This is a genomic window from Blautia sp. HCP3S3_H10_2, from assembly GCF_052122375.1.
Lineage (GTDB): Bacteria > Bacillota > Clostridia > Lachnospirales > Lachnospiraceae > Blautia_A.
The window spans coordinates 1-20,536 of the sequence record NZ_JBQKCL010000019.1 but is presented as its reverse complement, the minus strand read 5'-3'; the positions used below and the strand labels follow the sequence as shown (position 1 = coordinate 20,536).

Annotated in this window: 14 protein-coding genes and 1 other annotated feature; all 14 genes read right to left on the bottom strand. The window is 43.3% G+C overall.

The annotated features are described in order from the left end of the window. Window positions 1–54: 54 nt before the first annotated feature. Window positions 55–813 (bottom strand): amino acid ABC transporter ATP-binding protein, encoded by a 759-nt coding sequence (locus ACTQWB_RS16890; RefSeq protein WP_441502634.1) that lies wholly within the window; start codon window positions 811–813, stop codon window positions 55–57. Continuing rightward, window positions 800–1,552: an amino acid ABC transporter permease gene (locus ACTQWB_RS16885; RefSeq protein WP_441502635.1), complete on the bottom strand. Its 753-nt coding sequence runs from the start codon at window positions 1,550–1,552 to the stop codon at window positions 800–802. The genes ACTQWB_RS16890 and ACTQWB_RS16885 overlap by 14 nt, the downstream gene beginning before the upstream one ends. Before the next feature lie 72 nt (window positions 1,553–1,624). Next, window positions 1,625–2,143, bottom strand: a complete 519-nt coding sequence (locus ACTQWB_RS16880) for a GNAT family N-acetyltransferase (protein WP_441502636.1) — start codon at window positions 2,141–2,143, stop codon at window positions 1,625–1,627. A 107-nt stretch (window positions 2,144–2,250) separates the two neighbouring features. After that, the gene (locus tag ACTQWB_RS16875) at window positions 2,251–3,108 is read right to left on the bottom strand and encodes a transporter substrate-binding domain-containing protein (protein ID WP_441502637.1); all 858 of its coding nucleotides are present in this window, start codon (window positions 3,106–3,108) and stop codon (window positions 2,251–2,253) included. A gap of 38 nt (window positions 3,109–3,146) precedes the next feature. Further along, window positions 3,147–4,382: a glutathione S-transferase C-terminal domain-containing protein gene (locus ACTQWB_RS16870; RefSeq protein ID WP_441502638.1), complete on the bottom strand. Its 1,236-nt coding sequence runs from the start codon at window positions 4,380–4,382 to the stop codon at window positions 3,147–3,149. A gap of 678 nt (window positions 4,383–5,060) precedes the next feature. Continuing rightward, window positions 5,061–8,786 (bottom strand): DNA-directed RNA polymerase subunit beta', encoded by a 3,726-nt coding sequence (rpoC, locus tag ACTQWB_RS16865; protein ID WP_441502639.1) that lies wholly within the window; start codon window positions 8,784–8,786, stop codon window positions 5,061–5,063. Between the two features lie 17 nt (window positions 8,787–8,803). After that, window positions 8,804–12,658, bottom strand: coding sequence for a DNA-directed RNA polymerase subunit beta (gene rpoB / locus ACTQWB_RS16860; protein WP_441502640.1), 3,855 nt, complete (start codon window positions 12,656–12,658; stop codon window positions 8,804–8,806). Window positions 12,659–12,831: 173 nt separating this feature from the next. Next, window positions 12,832–15,087: a right-handed parallel beta-helix repeat-containing protein gene (locus ACTQWB_RS16855; protein ID WP_441502641.1), complete on the bottom strand. Its 2,256-nt coding sequence runs from the start codon at window positions 15,085–15,087 to the stop codon at window positions 12,832–12,834. Between the two features lie 135 nt (window positions 15,088–15,222). Continuing rightward, the gene (gene rplL / locus ACTQWB_RS16850; protein ID WP_118583314.1) at window positions 15,223–15,594 is read right to left on the bottom strand and encodes a 50S ribosomal protein L7/L12; all 372 of its coding nucleotides are present in this window, start codon (window positions 15,592–15,594) and stop codon (window positions 15,223–15,225) included. Between the two features lie 67 nt (window positions 15,595–15,661). Next, the gene (gene rplJ, locus ACTQWB_RS16845) at window positions 15,662–16,177 is read right to left on the bottom strand and encodes a 50S ribosomal protein L10 (RefSeq protein WP_441502642.1); all 516 of its coding nucleotides are present in this window, start codon (window positions 16,175–16,177) and stop codon (window positions 15,662–15,664) included. A gap of 30 nt (window positions 16,178–16,207) precedes the next feature. Continuing rightward, window positions 16,208–16,343, bottom strand: a sequence feature (ribosomal protein L10 leader region). A 66-nt stretch (window positions 16,344–16,409) separates the two neighbouring features. Then, a complete protein-coding gene (locus tag ACTQWB_RS16840) occupies window positions 16,410–16,598 on the bottom strand; it encodes a DUF6472 family protein (RefSeq protein ID WP_294669490.1) in 189 nt (62 codons plus the stop codon). 43 nt (window positions 16,599–16,641) lie between these two features. Then, the gene (locus ACTQWB_RS16835; protein ID WP_441502643.1) at window positions 16,642–16,890 is read right to left on the bottom strand and encodes a kinase; all 249 of its coding nucleotides are present in this window, start codon (window positions 16,888–16,890) and stop codon (window positions 16,642–16,644) included. Window positions 16,891–16,954: 64 nt separating this feature from the next. Further along, window positions 16,955–18,529, bottom strand: a complete 1,575-nt coding sequence (locus ACTQWB_RS16830) for a diguanylate cyclase domain-containing protein (protein WP_441502644.1) — start codon at window positions 18,527–18,529, stop codon at window positions 16,955–16,957. Between the two features lie 116 nt (window positions 18,530–18,645). Next, on the bottom strand, window positions 18,646–20,058 hold the full coding sequence (locus ACTQWB_RS16825) for an MATE family efflux transporter (protein WP_441502645.1): 1,413 nt from the start codon (window positions 20,056–20,058) through the stop codon (window positions 18,646–18,648). Window positions 20,059–20,536 lie beyond the last annotated feature (478 nt).

The following is a 20,536-nucleotide window of genomic DNA, read 5'->3' as shown; positions in this document are numbered from 1 at the left end:
GACTGTTCAAGCTGAATTTAAGCAGTCACATATTTCCTTTCGATTCCTTGGGTATCAGATCATATATTCCGGCTGAGCCATAATATTCATCTTACGGAAGAATTCCTGCGTTCTTGGATTCTGGGGATGTTCAAAGACTTCCTTCGGTGTTCCGTCCTCTACCACATGGCCTTTGTCCAGAAAAATCACTCTGTTTGACACGTGGCGGATAAAATTCATCTCATGGGATACCAGAAGCATGGTATATCCCTGAGCTGCAACTTTACGGATCACATCCAGTACCTCGCCTACCAGCTCTGGATCAAGTGCTGAGGTCGGCTCATCCAGAAGCAGGATCTGTGGCTTCATTGCAAGGGCTCGTGCCAGGGCCACACGCTGCTGCTGTCCACCGGAAAGATGTTTGGGATAATGATTTGCCCAGGGTGCCATTCCAACCAGCTTCAGCTGTTCTACTGCAATTTCACGTGCCTGCTCTTTCGGCATCTTTTTAACCACGATCAGCCCTTCCATTACGTTTTCAAGTGCTGTCTTTTTCTCGAAAAGATTGAATCTCTGAAATACCATTCCTGTATTCTGCCTTAAGTATAACAGATCTTTTGGTTTTTTTACAGAAAGATCGATGACTTTGTCCCCGATCGTCACAGTTCCTTTTTCCGGAGTCTCCAGACGGTTTACGTAGCGGAGAAGTGTAGATTTTCCTGTTCCGGAGGGACCAATGATTCCTACCACATCGCCTTCTTTGATTTCCAGGCTGATGTCATCCAGGACAACATTATCATTAAATTTTTTGGATAAATGATCAATTTTTATCATTTTTGTTATCCTCCTCTGCTACGTTTACCAGTTCTACCTGATCCGGAATACGGATCTTATTTTCAATAATGCGGATTCCCTGCTCAATGATCAGGGTTATTACCCAGTAAATAATTGCCAGGGATACATATACTTCGAAATAACGGTATGTTCTTCCTGCAATGATCTGGCCCTGTGCTGTAATTTCCACAACTGCACAGGTAAATGCCAGCGAAGTTCCTTTAATAATACTGATCAGGGAATTTCCAAGTGTGGGAAGGGCAACTTCAATGGCTTCCGGAAGAATGATCCGTCGCAATGCCTGTGCATATGTCATTCCCAGAGCATGCGCTGCTTCGATCTGTCCGTTATCTACTGACTGAAGTGCGGATCTGATGATTTCTGCCATAAAGCCAGCCTGATTAAGTCCCAATGCCACCATTGCATATGCAATTCCCGGAATGTCAGCAACTGCAAGATCCGTTCCAAATTTCTGGTTGATTACCTTAAAAAACATCGGGATTCCGAAGAATGCCACATACAGCTGCACGATTACAGGTGTTCCCCGAAGGAGAGAAATCAGAAGGTTGGTAATCTGTGTCAGCACTTTGATCTTTTTCATTTTAATGATCGCCATCACAAGTCCCAGAAGCAATCCAAGAAGCATGGAAAGCACAGCCAGCTCCAGGGTGATCGGTAATTTTTCCAGTAATTCCGGAATCGAAGTAAATACCAGTGATACGTCAAATAATTTTCCCATGATTTTTCTCCTGCAAGTTATATTTCTGTAAGAAAAACATATTGTAACTATTTCTAACCTTTTGTCTCTGCGTTATAAATATTTCTCAACCAGCACACATGTAAAACCCAGACTGATCGGAGATTTTTGCGCTTTTGGCAGATCCGGTTTAGTTTCTTTCTCTTCTTTATGATGCGTATCGTACACATCCGGGCTTACATCTGGATTCAGCTTGTATCCCACCTTCTCATAGAAACCAGCAGCACGGTCCTGGCTGTTGATCACAATGTGATTCACGCCATATTCTTTCAGCCAATTTTCGGCTTCCCCGATGAGGATTCTGCCGTAACCGCCTTTTTGTTTCTCTCTGACAACACAGACACGTTCGATCTTGCCGGTCTTCTCGTCAGGAAAAGCGATTCGGCAGCCAGCCACAGGCTTATGGTCTTCTACCAGAAGCACCGCCTGTAGCTCCTCTTCTTTTTCGTCATGTGAAAACTCGATCTCAATGGGAATGTTCTGTCCCACACAAAAGGCATCCGTCCTCACATAATCATAAGCTTTATATTTCCAGGCTTCTGCCCCTTTTTCAATACGGTAAATTTCCACCATGACGTTTCTCCTTCTAAATCTTAAGTTTATTCCATATTTTTTTAATGCAAAACTCTTCTGTTTTTCCGGTAAAAATCATTTCCGTGAATTAACATTTTTTCTCATTCTTAATTAATTGTCTCTTCGAAATATTTCTCATCCGGGCTTGTGTCTCTTCCCAGATATTTCTCGGTGATCTCAGCCAGTGTACCGTCCTCTTTCATCTCTTTGAGCACTGCATCCACATCATCACGGAGTGCTGCACCTTCCTCATTTTTTCCGAAGAGGAAGTAGGTATTATTCTGTGGGAAAAGGAAATCCTCTGTTTCCTCATCAATTGGATTTGCTACCAGCTGTCCCTCAAGTCCAAAGTTTGGAAGAAGGTTATCGATCAACGGACCATCATCAATGGCTACGTCTGTCTTTCCATCTACAATATTCTGATAACGAACCTGGAAATTGGTATTGTCATAGATGATTTCGATCTGATGATCCGGATTCTCCTTATTCCAGTTTTCCAGCGCATTGGCTGTAAGACTGCCTGCTGTCAGTTCAATCTTATAGCCTCTGTCAGCCAGATCCTGAAGAGATGTAAGAGGTTCATCATCTGCTCTCTGGATGTATTCGTTGAAGCTTGTTTTGTATGGGAAAGAGAAATAATAGGATTCTGCTCTCTCATCGGTGTATCCATAGTTGTTGATTGCAATATCATACTGGCCGCTGATCACTCCCTGAAGGGCATCTGCTGTATCGATCTGAAGCTCATACTGTGGAAGACGGTTAAAAATCTCATTCGCAATATCAATGTCCACGCCTGTAAGCTGATTGTCATCTCCTACATAAAAATAAGGAGCCAGGGAACCACTTGTAACACCTTTTATTACTGTTACATCTGAATCTGCAAATACGCTTACAACACCGCCTGTCAGACTTGCTGCCAGGATACCTGTCAACAAAGCAGCTGTGATTTTATTTAAATTTTTCATAATCGTTTTCCTCACTTTGATTTTATACTGTATATTTTTTATAAAAGACCCTTCAGTGGATTGATAGAAGCATCCACGGACAGGATTCCATTCTTCGGATTTCTGTCTTCCCATTTCGGTCTGTTCCAGATTGTCTTGGAAATCGGTCCGGCGTAATCTTCGTATGTCTCTCCTTCCGGATGACGAAGGAATACTTCATCTGGTGTTTTGCTTAATTTTCTTCTCTCACCATCTGTTGCCCAGACTTTTTCAAAATCTACTTTTAAAAGGATTCTGTCATTATATCCGCGGAAAAGAACTTCTCCAAGTTTCTTTCTCGGGCCATCCAGTGCCAATACCTGTGGATCACTTCCATGACGGAAAGCAGGGATCGCATAGAGCTCTCTTAAGTAACCCCAGATATTTTTGTAATCACGGATCGGCTTTTTCACCGGTCCTATGTTGTGGAAATAGCTTACATCCCAGCGTACCAGGGTAACATAAGCGCGGACATCGCTGTCTGTAATGTAATCTCCGAAGAGGAAACGGTTTGTCTCCAGCCTCTTGTCCAGTTTTTCAAGTGATTCATAAAAATCTTCATAAGCTTCATCATATGCCTCCGGTGACTGGCAAAACGCCATGCGGTAATGTCCATTGTTCACATGTGGGAACAGCCAGTCGTTAAATTCATCGATTTCCTTGCGGAATTTTTTCGGATAAAGGTCTGGCGCATCCTTTGGCTGGAATGGACGGAACTGAACTTCAATGTAATTCGTCAGCCGGTGATAATCATTGTTCACTGCTTTCTTTTCTTTGATGTCTACCAGTGTTGGGGTTGTGGCTCTTCCTTTGAAATCCGGGTTCGCTCTCTTATAAAACTCGCTGAGGAAATAAGCTCCTGTTTTCGGATCCTTAAATCCTGGCTGATCTCCAAATGCATGTCCATATTTGTTTGTCTCTCCGGAATGTGTCACCCTGGTATCTGAGATCACATCCTGAAGTCCCAGAAGATCCCTTACGATAATTGGTCTGTTTGACCAGTTACATCCGGTGGCCCAGTAGATTCCGTAGCGATTCGCCTCTGCCTTTAAATCTCCCTCTTCATCTCCAAAGGGCTGGATAAATGCATTTGGCTGTCTGATAAAAGCACCACGCTCGTCAATTTCTACTAAGGTTTCATTTGGTCTTGGATCAACTCCAACTTCCTTTGCAAACTGTTCCGCAAGTTCATCTGTATATTTTACTTCTTCTTTCACATCTTCTACTGCTGAAAAACTGCATCCACATCCACTCATTTTATTTTCCTCCGTGTATTCTGAATTTTCATTTTTATAAAAAGTAACTATTCAGAGCCAACCTCCAAAATGCTTTGCATTTCGTCGGTGTGGCGTATCCGCCAAATGGATTTTTGTGCAAAAGTGTTCATTCATGCAAGCATGATTCACCCTTTTGCACAAAAATCCGCTTGGCTCTGAACAGTTACAAAATGGGTAAAAAAATAACAGGCTCATATCCGGATACCTGCTTCAAAAAATTCTTTGTTCGTCTTATGGTATTAACGCATATGTATATAAAACTGATTTAATTTTATTCTTTCATCATGGAGACACAACAACAGCAACAACACATGGTCTCTTTCTTCATCTTTATGCTGCAACACATTTCCATTGTTCTAATTGATACTGTCATTCTGGTTTCTCCTTTCCTAGTAACTTGATATGTTTTATATGTTTCTCTTGATGTTGTTATTATAGAGCAGACTTTCGGAATATGCAACCCTTAATTGTGATTTTGGGGATTGCAGTTTCATAGAACTGGCTATAGGTATAAGCTATAGCAATTTTGGATTATATGTAGAAAATCTAAAAAAGCTCCCCCAAAGAAACATTTCGTCTCTCTGGGGGAGTCCCTATTTCATTTATGATTACGATTCTTCGCAACCATTTTTCTCTTATATCTGTCAATAGAAGATATTATTCTTCGCTATCGTCAGCGGAATCTTCGTCCTCGAATGTTTCCTCAGCATCCTCTGTCTCTTCCGGAGTCTCTTCATTCTCCAGCTCTTCAGATTCTTCTGCTACATCCAGAACTTCCTGGTCATCATCCATTTCTTCGAATTCGATTTCTTCTGGCTCCTCTGGCATTCCTGTATCAAGTTCTACATCACTGTAGCACTTCATACCTGTACCAGCCGGGATCAGTTTACCGATGATTACGTTCTCTTTCAGACCGATCAGATGGTCAACCTTACCCTTGATTGCAGCTTCTGTCAGAACCTTAGTGGTCTCCTGGAAGGAAGCGGCAGATAAGAAGGAATCTGTTGCAAGAGATGCCTTGGTGATACCAAGCATTCCCTGTTTACCAACAGCCGGACGTAATCCCTCTGCTTCCAGTTTCTCATTTACTTCCTCATACTCAAGGAAGTCAACAAGTGTTCCTGGCAGGAATTCGGAATCTCCGTTATCTTCGATACGGATCTTCTTCAGCATCTGGTGAACGATAACCTCGATATGCTTATCATTGATCTCAACACCCTGGAGACGGTATACACGCTGAACTTCACGGAGCATGTAATCCTGAACAGCACGGACACCTTTGATTCTAAGGATATCATGCGGGTTTACACTACCTTCTGTAAGTTCATCACCGGCTTCCATAACCTGGCCATCCATGATCTTGATACGGGAACCGTATGGGATCAGGTAGGTCTTGGAATCACCAGTCTCTGGATCTGTTACAATGATCTCTCTCTTCTTCTTGGTATCGTTGATCGTAGCGACACCTTTGATTTCAGTGATAACAGCAAGTCCTTTCGGCTTTCTTGCCTCGAAAAGCTCCTCGACACGAGGAAGACCCTGTGTGATATCTCCACCGGCAACACCACCAGTATGGAAAGTACGCATGGTCAGCTGTGTACCAGGCTCACCGATAGACTGTGCAGCGATGATACCGATAGACTCACCAACCTGTACCGGCTCACCAGTAGCCATGTTGGCACCATAACACTTCGCACACACACCAACCTTGCACTTACAGCTCAGGATGGTACGGATCTTAACCTGTTCTACAGCACCTCCGGTAATGTTATCCACGCCCTCTTTCATAATACGGGCAGCACGCTTCGGAGTGATCATATGGTTTGCTTTTACAAGGACTTCGCCCTCTTTATTCTTAATGGTCTCGCAGGAGAAACGGCCTGTGATACGATCCTGAAGGCTCTCAATCTCCTCCTTGCCATCCATAAAGCTCTTAACATACATACCGGAAATCTCTGCTCTGTTCTCACAGCAGTCCATCTCACGTACGATCAGATCCTGGGATACATCAACAAGACGTCTTGTCAGGTATCCGGAATCGGCTGTACGAAGAGCTGTATCGGAAAGTCCTTTACGTGCTCCATGCGCAGACATGAAGTATTCCAGTACGTCCAGACCTTCACGGAAGTTTGACTTAATAGGAAGCTCGATGGTATGTCCGGTTGTATCAGCCATCAATCCACGCATACCTGCAAGCTGTTTGATCTGCTTATCAGATCCACGGGCACCAGAGTCAGCCATCATGAAGATGTTGTTATACTTATCAAGTCCTGTCAGAAGTGCATGAGTAAGCTCATCATCAGTCTTCTTCCAGGTATCAACAACCTCTTTATAACGCTCTTCCTCAGTAATAAGACCACGTTTGTAGTTCTTGGTGATCTTATCTACAGTATCCTGTGCAGCCTTGATCATCTCAGGCTTCTGCGGCGGCACGGTCATATCAGAAATAGATACGGTCATGGCAGCTCTTGTAGAATACTTATAACCCATAGCCTTGATATCATCCAGAACCTCGGCTGTCTTTGTTGCTCCATGAGTATTGATTACTTTTTCAAGGATCTGTTTCAGCTGTTTCTTACCAACCAGGAAGTCAACCTCAAGAAGAAGCTCATTTCCAGGAACACTTCTGTCAACAAATCCAAGATCCTGCGGCAGGATCTCATTAAACAGGAAACGTCCCAGTGTAGACTGTACATTGCCTGTCATTGTGCTTCCATCTGGCATAACCTTGCTGCAGCGGACAAGAATCTTGGACTGCAATGTGATTACCTGGTTCTCATATGCCAGAATTGCCTCGTTCACACTCTTGAAGAACTTGCCTTCTCCCTTGTTTCCAGGTCTTTCCTGTGTCAGGTAATAGATACCAAGGACCATATCCTGTGAAGGAACGGCAACAGGACCACCATCAGAAGGTTTCAGCAGGTTGTTCGGAGACAGAAGCAGGAATCGGCACTCTGCCTGTGCTTCCTGAGAAAGTGGAAGATGGACAGCCATCTGGTCACCATCGAAGTCAGCGTTGAATGCGGTACAAACAAGTGGATGAAGCTTAATTGCCTTACCTTCTACAAGGATTGGCTCAAACGCCTGGATACCCAGACGATGCAGTGTAGGTGCACGGTTCAGCATAACCGGATGTTCTTTGATAACATCTTCCAGCACATCCCATACAGCTGGCTCAAGCTTCTCTACCATCTTCTTGGCATTTTTAATATTGTGAGAGGTACCATTTGCTACCAGTTCTTTCATAACGAAAGGCTTAAACAGCTCGATAGCCATCTCTTTCGGCAGACCACACTGGTAAATCTTCAGCTCAGGTCCTACAACGATAACGGAACGTCCGGAATAGTCAACTCGCTTACCAAGAAGGTTCTGACGGAAACGACCGGATTTACCTTTCAACATATCGGAAAGGGATTTCAGGGCTCTGTTTCCAGGACCTGTTACCGGACGGCCACGACGGCCATTGTCGATCAGGGCGTCAACTGCTTCCTGAAGCATACGTTTCTCATTGCGGACAATGATATCCGGAGCGCCAAGCTCCAGCAGTCTTTTCAGACGATTGTTACGATTAATGATTCTTCTGTACAGATCATTCAGGTCAGATGTTGCGAAACGTCCACCATCCAGCTGTACCATAGGACGAAGATCTGGCGGAATTACAGGAACAACATCCAGGATCATCCACTCAGGACGGTTTCCTGACTCACGGAAAGACTCAACAACCTCAAGACGTTTGATAATTCTTGCACGCTTCTGGCCTGTTGCCTTAACCAGCTCTGCCTTTAATTCAGCAGAATCCTTCTCAAGATCGATTGCCATAAGCAGTTCCTTGATAGCTTCCGCACCCATGCCTACACGGAAATTATTTCCGTATGACTCACGTGCATCCTGATATTCTCTCTCAGTAAGGATCTGTTTGTACTGGAGTCCGGAGTCTGCCGGATCCAGTACGATATAGTTTGCAAAGTAAAGGACTTTCTCCAGTGTTCTTGGAGTCAGATCCAGGATAAGTCCCATACGGGACGGAATACCCTTGAAATACCAGATATGGGAAACAGGAGCAGCAAGCTCGATATGTCCCATACGCTCTCTACGAACAGAAGATTTGGTAACCTCAACGCCACATCTGTCGCAGACAACACCTTTAAAGCGGATTTTCTTATATTTACCACAGTGGCACTCCCAGTCCTTGCTCGGTCCGAAAATTCTTTCACAGAAAAGTCCGTCTTTCTCCGGTTTCAAGGTACGGTAGTTGATGGTTTCTGGTTTTAAAACCTCACCTCTTGACCACTCTCTGATCTTTTCCGGGGACGCCAGTCCGATTTTAATGGCATCAAAAGTCATTGGCTGATATGTTTCATTGGTATTGGTTGATTCTGCCATGTATTCTTTTCCCCTTTCTATTCTTCGCTGTCATCGTAGGAATCATCGATTTCGGATTCATAATCCTCTTCGTCATCCTCGTCCACATCAACAAGTTCCTCTCCATCAAACTCCTGCTTGGTATAGCCGTGTTTGCTGAAAGATTCCTCTCTTCTGTGTCCACGGGAATCTCCCTCGATAACTGCACGAAGATCGGTTTCGCCGTAATCTACATTCTCCATGATCTGAACTTCTGTCTGGTCATCTTTGAGCACACGTACATCCAGTGCCAGGGACTGGAGCTCTTTAAGAAGAACCTTAAAGGATTCCGGAATACCAGGCTCAGGAATATTGTCGCCCTTGATGATTGCTTCATAAGTCTTCACACGACCGACTACATCATCGGATTTAACTGTCAGGATTTCCTGGAGTGTATAGGATGCACCATATGCCTCCAGAGCCCAAACCTCCATCTCTCCGAAACGCTGTCCACCGAATTGGGCTTTACCACCCAGAGGCTGCTGTGTAACCAGAGAGTAAGGACCTGTGGAACGGGCATGGATCTTATCATCAACCAGATGATGCAGCTTCAGATAATGCATGTGTCCGATTGTGGTCGGGCCGTCGAAGAACTCGCCGGTACGTCCATCACGGAGCTGTACCTTACCATCTCTGGAGATCGGAACTCCCTTCCACAGTGCTCTGTGGGCTTTGTTCTCATCCAGATACTGCATAACATCAGGTGCCAGAATATCTTTGTATTTCTCACGGAACTCTTCAAAATCCTCTGTATTTACATAGTCATTTGCAAGCTCCAGTGTATCCTGGATATCATTCTCGTTTGCGCCATCGAATACCGGTGTGGAAATGTTAAAGCCAAGTGCCTTGGCAGCAAGACTCAAGTGAATCTCCAGGACCTGTCCGATGTTCATACGGGAAGGTACACCCAGAGGGTTCAGCACGATATCCAGCGGACGTCCGTTCGGAAGGAATGGCATATCCTCAACCGGAAGTACACGGGAAACGACACCCTTGTTACCATGACGACCAGCCATCTTATCACCAACGGAGATTTTTCTCTTCTGTGCAATATAAATACGTACAGACTGGTTTACTCCTGGAGACAGCTCGTCACCATTTTCTCTTGTGAACACCTTGGCATCTACAACGATACCATACTCACCGTGCGGTACTTTAAGGGAAGTGTCACGTACTTCACGTGCCTTCTCACCAAAGATTGCACGAAGGAGTCTCTCCTCTGCTGTAAGCTCAGTCTCTCCCTTAGGAGTTACTTTACCTACAAGGATATCACCTGAACGAACCTCAGCACCGATACGGATGATTCCGCGCTCATCAAGATCTTTCAGTGAGTCATCACCAACGCCAGGAACGTCACGGGTAATCTCTTCCGGTCCTAACTTGGTATCACGGGACTCAGCTTCATATTCTTCAATGTGAACAGATGTATAAACATCGTTCTGTACAAGTTTCTCACTTAACAGTACAGCATCCTCGTAGTTATAACCTTCCCAGGTCATAAATCCGATCAGAGGGTTCTTACCAAGGGCAAGCTCTCCCTGGGATGTAGACGGGCCATCTGCGATAACATCACCAGCTTCAACATGTTCACCCTGGTTAACGATCGGGCGCTGGTTGTAGCAGTTACTCTGGTTACTGCGGAGGAACTTGGTAAGATGATAATCATCTCTTGTTCCGTCATCATTCTTGATGCTGATATCGGTAGATGTAGAGCGAAGTACAGTACCAGACTTTCTTGCAACTACACAAACACCGGAGTCAACAGCTGTCTTTGCTTCCATTCCGGTACCAACAACTGGTGCTTCTGTAGTAAGAAGCGGAACGGCCTGACGCTGCATGTTAGATCCCATCAGCGCACGGTTCGCATCATCGTTCTGAAGGAATGGGATCAGGGCTGTAGCAACAGAGAATACCATCTTAGGAGATACGTCCATGTAATCAAACATCTGACGCTCATACTCCTGAGTCTCTTCACGGTAACGACCGGAAACGTTCTTACGAACGAAATGTCCCTCTTCGTCAAGCGCCTCATTCGCCTGTGCTACATGGTAATTATCCTCTTCATCTGCTGTCATGTAAACAACCTCGTCGGTTACACGAGGATTCATAGGATCTGTTTTATCGATCTTACGGTATGGTGCCTCAACAAATCCGTACTGATTCAGCTTCGCATAAGATGCAAGAGAGTTGATCAGACCGATGTTAGGACCCTCAGGGGTCTCGATCGGGCACATTCTTCCGTAATGGGAATAGTGAACGTCTCGAACCTCGAATCCGGCTCTGTCTCGTGACAGACCGCCAGGTCCAAGTGCGGAAAGACGTCTCTTATGGGTCAGCTCACCAAGCGGGTTGTTCTGATCCATGAACTGTGACAGCTGGGAAGAACCAAAGAATTCTTTTACAGCAGCTGTTACAGGCTTGATATTGATCAGGGTCTGTGGGGAGATTGTCTCCACATCCTGTGTTGTCATTCTTTCACGAACCACACGCTCAAGTCTGGAAAGACCGATACGGTACTGGTTCTGAAGCAGCTCACCAACCGCACGGATACGACGATTGCCCAGATGGTCGATATCGTCATCATTTCCAATGCCGTATTCCAGATGCATATTGTAGTTAATAGAAGCAAAAATATCTTCTCTTGTAATATGCTTTGGAATCAGATCATGGATATCTCTGCGGATAGCAGCAATTCTGTCCTCAAGTGTGTCATTTTCTTCCAGAATTTTTTCGAGTACAGGGTAGTATACTAACTCTGTAACACCAAGCTCCTCCAGGTTCTCGATTTCTGGCAGATAATGATGCATATCTACCATTAAGTTGGAAAGAACTTTAATTCTGCGGTCTTCTTCGCCCTGGATCCATACAAATGGAACTGCAGCATTCTGAATGGCATCTGCCAGTTCTCTGGTAACGATGGTGCCAGCCTCTGCCAGGATCTCTCCTGTGGAGTCTTCCACTACATCGTCAGCCAGTTTATGGCCAACAATTCGTTTATTAAAATGAAGTTTCTTATTAAATTTATAACGTCCGACCTTGGCAAGATCATATCTTCTCGGATCAAAGAACATCGCATTGATCAGGCTCTCTGCGCTCTCAACAGCAAGCGGCTCACCTGGACGGATTTTCTTATACAGTTCCAGAAGACCTTCTTCGTAATTCGTAGAAGTATCTTTTGTAAAACTTGCAAGGATCTTCGGTTCTTCACCAAACAGATCGATGATCTCTGCATTGGAGCCAACACCAAGTGCACGGATCAGTACAGTGATCGGAACCTTACGGGTTCTGTCCACACGTACATAGAATACATCATTGGAGTCGGTCTCATATTCCAGCCATGCTCCTCTGTTAGGAATTACTGTACAGGAAAACAGTCTTTTACCGATTTTATCGTGTGCAATGGCATAATAGATTCCAGGGGAACGTACTAACTGGCTGACAATAACACGCTCAGCACCGTTAATGACGAAAGTTCCTGTCGCAGTCATGATCGGCAGGTCTCCCATGAAAATCTCGTGTTCCTTGATTTCTTCTGTTTCCTTGTTAATCAGTCTCACTCGAACCTTCAAAGGTGCGGCATAAGTTACGTCACGTTCTTTACACTGCTCGATGGTGTATTTAGCCTCTTTTTCATCAAATGTGAAGCCGATGAATTCAAGACTGAGCTTTCCGCCGTAGTCTGCGATTGGAGAAATATCGTCGAATACTTCATTCAATCCTTCGTCGAGAAACCACTGGTAAGAATCCTTCTGGACCTCGATCAAGTTCGGCATTTCCAGGACTTCTTTTTGTCTCTGGTAGCTCATTCGCATGCTTTTTCCAGTTTTTACAGAACGAATTCTGTTTTTTTCCATTGACGTTTCACCCCTGTTTTATTTTATTTATTACAACATCAGCCTGCTTTGCTGCAAAAGCATAGTAGGCATATCTTGCCATAATATAGCATTCTTCACTATAGCACAACAAAAAAAGCCTGTCAAGCATTTTTCTGTTGTTTTTTTATTTGTAATTGCTGAATAATTATAATTTATTTTACTTTTCTCTTACTATAAGAAAGGTTTCCATATTTATCCGATAATACAAAGAGAAGCTTCGTTCCTTTTTTCTGTTTTTTGATAGAAATATTATATTTCTTTTTGGAATTGATGCTTCCTGTGCCGATTTTTTTATTCTTTTTTCTGCTTACTGCATAAATTGTAAGCTTCTTTCCCCCCGCCGCTTTGCCTGTAATCTTCACTGACTTTCTGGTGATCTTAGACGCAGTGGGCATTTTCACGGAAATGATTCCAGTGCTGTTTTTCGCATAAATTGCATAAGTACTGCCATTATTCTCCAGATGGTTCTTTTTGTTTCCGGAAATCTTTGATCTGCTTACATATAAACCGCATTTTTTGCTGCCAGTAACCATATTTCCATAAAGTTTTCCGGTCTGACTTGCGATCACTTGTATCCCTCTGCCATTCACATTCGTAACCCTGTTAGATTTTATAACAGCATTTCCAATATTTTCCACATGTATTCCGTCCAGCATACAGCCTTTCACCTGATTAGCTGTGATCTGACAGTCCTCGCTGCCCCAGAGAACAATTCCGTTCTTTTTTCCGGAGGATATACGGTTCCGGCTTACTTCACACCCGTCAGAGCCATTTTCTATAAGAATTCCATCGCCGCCAATACCTGAAATCACATTTTCCAGGACATGGTTCTGTGTGGACGGAGTCCCCAGCTTTCCTCCGTCATAAGCGTAGATTCCTACATTTTTACAACCTGATACCTGATTATCTTTTATCACATTTTTAGAAGAAGCAGACAGATAAATTCCCATGTTAGAAAAGGATGCAGTTTTTTGCAGCTTCATCTGATTATCTTCCACTGTACAGCCATCAGCAAGATAAAGGCGAATTCCATTTCCAGTCCCTGTGATCATATTTCCCTTTACTGCAACACCGTTTTCCTTATAAATACCTGCCGGAATTCCCTTAGCCTGTGCCTTTGAGCTGTCACTTACCCAGGCTCCCTGGACTTCAATTCCATATCCTCTCCATGTGTTTCCATTGATCTGGCTCACTGAAGAAATAGAAATCTGATTATTTTTCACGGAAATGCCCGCACTCTGGTGGTTTTCTTCCATTCCTGCAACAGTTCCCTGTATAAGATGGGTATTCGGAAAATACATGCAGCTCACAAGCACTCCACCGCCTGCATTCTCTATTATATTGTCCTCCACAGCAGAATTCACGTAATTCAGGCACCAGACAGCTCTCTTTTTCACATTTCGAAAGGTATTCCCCTGAATCACGATGTTCCGGTATGGTCTGTCGTAGATCATGCTGTGACTGCCCACTCCTGCAAACACATTCTCAAAAACGTTATCCGTAATCCTGACATTCTCACAGACTGCTCCATCAAAGGGCTGATATCCTGGAAAAATATAGTCCAGACATGCATCCAGCTGAATGCATTCCTGTCCGCCGCCTTCATATTCCTGCCAATATCCCCGAAATATACAGCCAGTCACAGTTACATCTTCCGTACCTGCCAGCTCAAGAAAATGAGATTTCAAATTGTTTAGAAATGTTACGTTCTTCACAGTTACGTGTCTGGCATGTCCAATCCTGAAGCCTACAACCCCGCCTGTACCTTCCTTATCTTCGACAACCGGATAATTCAGATCCCAGGTTCCGCCTTCAATGGTGATATTGTGATATCCATCATAACCTCCGGCAGAAAGTATGTCATCTCCCAGTCTGAGGACTACATGCTTATCTGTGCAGGATTTCGTCAGCACAGCTCCTTCTGCATAAAGAGTAAGATTGCTGTACATATGGATAGTTCCGGAAATCAGATAGCTTCCCGGAGGAATGATTACCGTACAAGGAGTTTCATCTGTAGCTCTCTGCCCCATAAAGTGAAGCACTGTATCCAAAGTTTCGGTAATATCACTTCCATCAGCCACATCTAAAGTCACCACTGCAGCGCCTTCTGGAATAGCCGCCAGAATCTGCTGTTCATTACCAGAAGGTACAGGTGTAAGCGGAGTTTCTTCTGGCTCCTCTTCAAAATCATTATCAGACTCATCTGCTGAAAAAAATCCCACCTCATCTGTTCCGCCATAGAAGCCAGTCTCATCCTCTTCCATTTCTGGCTCAATATCGCAATCTGAAAAGCTGTCTTCAAAATTCTCCGTCACATTTTCTGCTGATTCAGCATATATAACAGAACTGCCTCCCAGATATAAAGACACTCCCAGTAATGTTACAGTCAAAAATATTTTTATATTCATTCAGAATCTCCTTGCATAAAAAGAATCCTGATTGCAGGAAACTCTAACGGAATTTCCTGTTACACAAAAAAACCCCCGCAGTGGCCTGCACGACAGACTTCTGCGGGGAGCATGGTTCGCTTAAATACACCTAAATTATTTAAGAGTAACTTTAGCGCCTTCAGCCTCAAGTTTAGTTTTGATATCCTCAGCCTCTGCTTTGGAAGCGCCCTCTTTAACCATTTTCGGAGCACCATCAACAACTTCTTTAGCTTCTTTAAGACCTAAGCCTGTGATCTCACGAACAACTTTGATAACTTTAACTTTGTTAGGACCTACTTCTGTAAGCTCTACGTCAAACTCATCTTTCTCTTCTGCTGCTTCACCAGCACCTGCTGCTGCTACAACAACGCCTGCTGCTGCGGATACACCGAACTCTTCCTCGCAAGCTTTTACTAAATCATTTAACTCTAATACAGATAACTCTTTGATTGCTTCGATAAACTCAGCTGTTGTTAACTTTGCCATTATAATTTTCCTCCATTTTTAATATTTTTGTAAAATCGGTAATTGGATTCAGCTACAGATAATCAGATTATTCTGCTGCTGGTGCCTCAGCCTCTGCGCCCTGGCCCTGCTCTGCGATCTGATTAAGAACACGAGCAAAGTTGGTGATAGGAGACTGGATACTTCCAAGCAATTTGCCAAGAAGTTCTTCTCTGGACGGGATCTGGGACAGTGCCTGGATTCCTGCCTGATCGTTGTAGTTACCCTCAACAATACCTGCAACTAACTCAAGTGCCGGATACTGTTTTGCAAATTTAGCAAGGATTCTTGCAGGAGCAGTAGCGTCTGTTGCAGAAATTGCAATAGCGTTTGTTCCATGTAAGTGCTTGTCAAGATCTGCACATGGAGTACCTTCGAATGCACGACGCATTAAAGTATTCTTGTAAACCTTGTACTGTACGCCGGACTCTCTTAACTCTTTACGTAAAATAGTATCCTGCTCAACTGTAAGACCACTGTAATCAACAAGTACGACTGCCTGTGCGTCTTTAATGTTGTTAGCGATTTCTTCTACGATTGGTTGTTTCAGTTCTACTTTTGCCATGAAATGGTACACCTCCTTATAGAATTTGATATACCGCCAAAAAAAGCCTTGCTGTAAGACAGCAAGGCTTAACGTAATTCTTAATAAGAATACTTAGTCCTCGGTAGGCGTTTTAATCCTTATGCCTTACGGCACCTACTGTCTTCGGCAGCGTTCTATAATAAGATACCATGTTCTTTTTTCTTTGTCAATAGTTTTTTCGATTATTTATACTATTTTTTCACCTATTTTTTTACATCTGTTTCCGCACTACACGGTACTCATCTCCCATCCGGAAATACGGGCAGTCATGATAAGTTCCTGTAATAAACCGGTACATTTCATCTTCGTCCAGATTCATTTCACAGGTATAGCATTCATAATCATCATCATAAGAATAATTGACACAATATTCGCAATTTGCGCCTTGCTTCTTTTTCATCTTATATAGTCAGCCTTCCTACAGATTTATTGCATTATATCTTTTATTGCATCATATCTGGCCATGACAGGATTTCTTTTGTGATTACTTCTTCATAATCACCTTCGATATCCTGGCTGCGCCCGGCTTCATAAATATTGGTCTCAGCTCCCCAGACGCGATCCTCGTACTCCCATACATGGAATTTCAGTCCACGAAACAGAAAATCAAGACTTCCACATCCATCAATTTCTGTATACTCGTATTTAATGTTTTTCTTTTTTAATGCATCCTGTACAATCTGTAACCGCATTTTTCTCACCTTTCTTTTCGTCATTATGCCTTGTTGTCTATATGCTTCGGTTACGCACAAACCGTCAGCTATCAATTTTATGTTCAGGTGCCGCTTCTGTTATGCCATCATCTACATGAATTCTGTTCTTTCCAGACTTTTTGGAAACATACATCGCATGATCAGCTGCAAGGTACAGGCTTTCGTAATCCTTTCCTGCTGCTGGATAAGCTGCCGCGCCAATGCTTACGGTAAAATGCGGTGTGGTCTCAGATTCTGCCAGAATGTTCAGAATCTCCTGACCTTTCGCCTCTGCTACAGCCGCCTGCTCTGTATTGGTCATAAATACAATAAATTCATCTCCGCCAAGTCTTGCCACAATATCATCTCTTCTGAAATGCTCTTTCAGATATTTTACCAAAGTGATCAGTGCAAGATCTCCGATTGCATGTCCCATTGTATCATTTACTGTCTTGAAATCATCAATATCAAGCATAAACAGATACCCTTTGCAATCCTTATTCTGCATAAGCTCATTAATCTTCTGTTCTGCAAACTTACGGTTAAGAGCCCCGGTAAGCCCGTCTATAGAAGCTTTCTCACGAAGATCCTGCTCTTTGGTCATTTCATCCTGCACGTCCGATATTTTTCCAAGAAATGCCTGTGGGGTACCAAGACGGCCTCTTACCAGCCGGCCCATCCAGCGCACCCAACGGTAATTTCCATTCTTATCCTTAAAACGAATTACGAAATCATCGATTTCGTCCTTATCTTCACCGATTGTAGATAATAGATTCTTGACCTTTCCTACATCATCGGGATGTACCATTGTAAAATCAGAATTCTCCTCAAATGGATGAATCGGTCCAATTTCTTTCAGGCCAAATAAAGTAGTAATATTAGGTGTAAATACCAAAGTCTTGTCCAGACAGTCATATTCAAATAATACTGTATCTGAAAACTCTGATAAAATATCGTATCTTGCCTGTCCCTTCATAACCCGCTTCTGCTGCTTCAGATATAACCGTGCAGTCAGAACAACCATAATAGCAACACAGCCAAGCAGTACGAAAATAAGCATGCGATTTCCTTTAATAAGTACTGATTTATAATTCTGCATTTTACCGGAACGGTATCCGGAAACCAGAATGCAATCACGGCCTTCTAATTTAGATGCTACCAGATATACATCTGATTTCTCTAATTGAGAAAACAGATACGGTTCTCCTGAAGTCAGATTCTTAAGTTCTTCCTCTACTTCCGCGATTTTCTTATCTTTTACATGAACTGAACGTAATTCTGTGGCGACCGTATACTTAATATCAAAAATTATCATATCTCCAGCCAGAATTTCTCCCTCAGAATTACATATATAATGAAAAATGTTGCTCTCATCTTTATCCAGCTTCTCCCAGGCAGCTTCTATATCTTCCTGATCCTCTGATTCATTCAGATAACCCTCTATTTCTGTCACAGCTTCCGAATGTGAAGATAACAGGGATTCTTCCATCAGTTCCGCAAAAACTTTTTCTGTCTTCGTCCTATATCTGTTCATAAGAAACACAGTCAGGAAAGTCATTACCACAAGACAGACTGCAACAATTGCAAGCCACTGTCGTTTCATTCGGTTTTCTGGATTATCATTCACATTATTCTTCATATTACCTGACGTCCACTCCAAGCAAAATATTTTTTACCGAAAGTCATTTGACAAATTTTCATCAATCTGCCAAATAATTGCTACTATTTTTAGTATAGTGCCTGTCAGCCACACTGTCAAGCTTGTGCTTTTTGTTTATTCATCGGGTTCCATTTTCCACTGATATAGTGCATAGTAAACAAAACGAACAGCAGCATATTATGCCCAATCATACATGCCCATGCAGAAATAAGCCCCATTCCCAGTAAATGAATGCATAGGAAAGTACCAAGGATCCGGACTCCCCACATTCCTGCCACATTGAATACAAAAGGCGTAACCGTTTTTCCAACTCCCTGCATCATTCCTTCTATTACAATAGGCACTCCATAAAAAGGCTCAGAAACAGCTACCATACGAAGCACTGTGCTTCCCAGTCTGATTACCTGGATATCTGATGAAAACAATCTTATCAGTACTGGCGCAAAAATAAACAACAGGCTTCCAGAAATAATCATCAGGCCTACTTCCAGAGGTAGAATTGCTTTCGCCAGACTATTCAGTTTCTTATTGTCATTGGCACCTAATGCATTTCCCGCAAGTGTAGCAGCTGCAGTCTGCATCCCATATCCCGGAATATAAAAGGCAGACTCCACTGTGTTCGCGATCGTATGGGCTGCTGTAGCTGTTTCACCAAGAGAATTGATCATAGAAGCAAACGCTACATAACCAAGGGATGTGGCAAATCTCTGAAACATATTGGGAATCGCCACCTTCAGACAAGGACGAAGCACAGCAGCATCTGGCAGAAAGCTTTGTCCTTTAGGAGAAATTTCCACATGTTTCCACAATTTATATGTAATGGCAATTCCTCCTATCGTATAGGCAATTGCACTTGCCGCTGCAGCCCCCTGTACTCCCCATCCTGCACCAGGAATCACCAGTGTTTTTCCACAGACGCTTATTGTTCTTGTGGAATAAATAAGAAAAAAGTTCAGCACGATGTTGATAATATTAAAGGCTACACCGACCTGCATAGGTGTTTTCGTATCACCTACAGCCCGTAAAACTGTTCCGAAAATAATATTGGCCGTTCTAAAAAGCATAGGTGAATATAAAATCAAGAAGTAGGATGCAGCCATTTTTCTTATAGAAGGATCTACCTGCATCCATACTGGTACCTTGCTGCTTAGTCCCATTGTCAGAAGTGTAAATAAAATTCCAACAATTAAAACAGTCATCACCGCCTGTCCAGAGGCTTTTCTTGCCTGTTCTTTTCTTCCAGCTCCCATTGCCTGGGATATATACGCAAGAAAACCTACACTGATCGCTGAAATCGTGCTTCCAATCAGCCAGTTTACCGTACTTGTGGCACCGACTGCTGCTGTGGCACTTGTTCCAAGCACTCCGACCATACCAGTATCCATGTACTGCACAGCAGTCTGCATCAGCTGTTCCAGCATAGTTGGCCACGCCAGGGAAAAAATGACTGGCAGCATCTCTTTTGTTCCCTGTTCTGATCCAGGAAATCTTTTTTTCGTTAAGTTCATTTTATTTCTTCCTATTCTAAAATATGACCTCCAGATCCTTTTTCCGTCTGCTGGGTCAGCTTTTTGGGGGATTTTCTGAAAACTATTGAATATGTTTGAAAAAGACTTTTATGATTTTTCAAACAGACTCTGATGTATTCCTTCATCATATTAACAGAATACCCTTTAAAAAGGTAGAGTAAATAATAAAAAAACGATAACCAACCGGCTACCGTCTTCATTACTGTACCTTCAAAACTACATACATGCTTACATCCTAATGGAATCATTTTACCATGCGTCCGCTTGGAAGTCCAGCGGTCACTTCGCGACTTTGTCGTTCAGTGCCTTTTGCTTCGCAAATGTTCAAGCCAGTCAATCCGCTTCTGTCCACAAGCAAGCTTGCTTCCGTCCGCTTCTTTCCTGTCTTGACCGCTTCCTCGCTTTTTGGTCAAGCCCTCACCCTATTAGTAACAGTCAGCTCCGTGCATTACTGCAC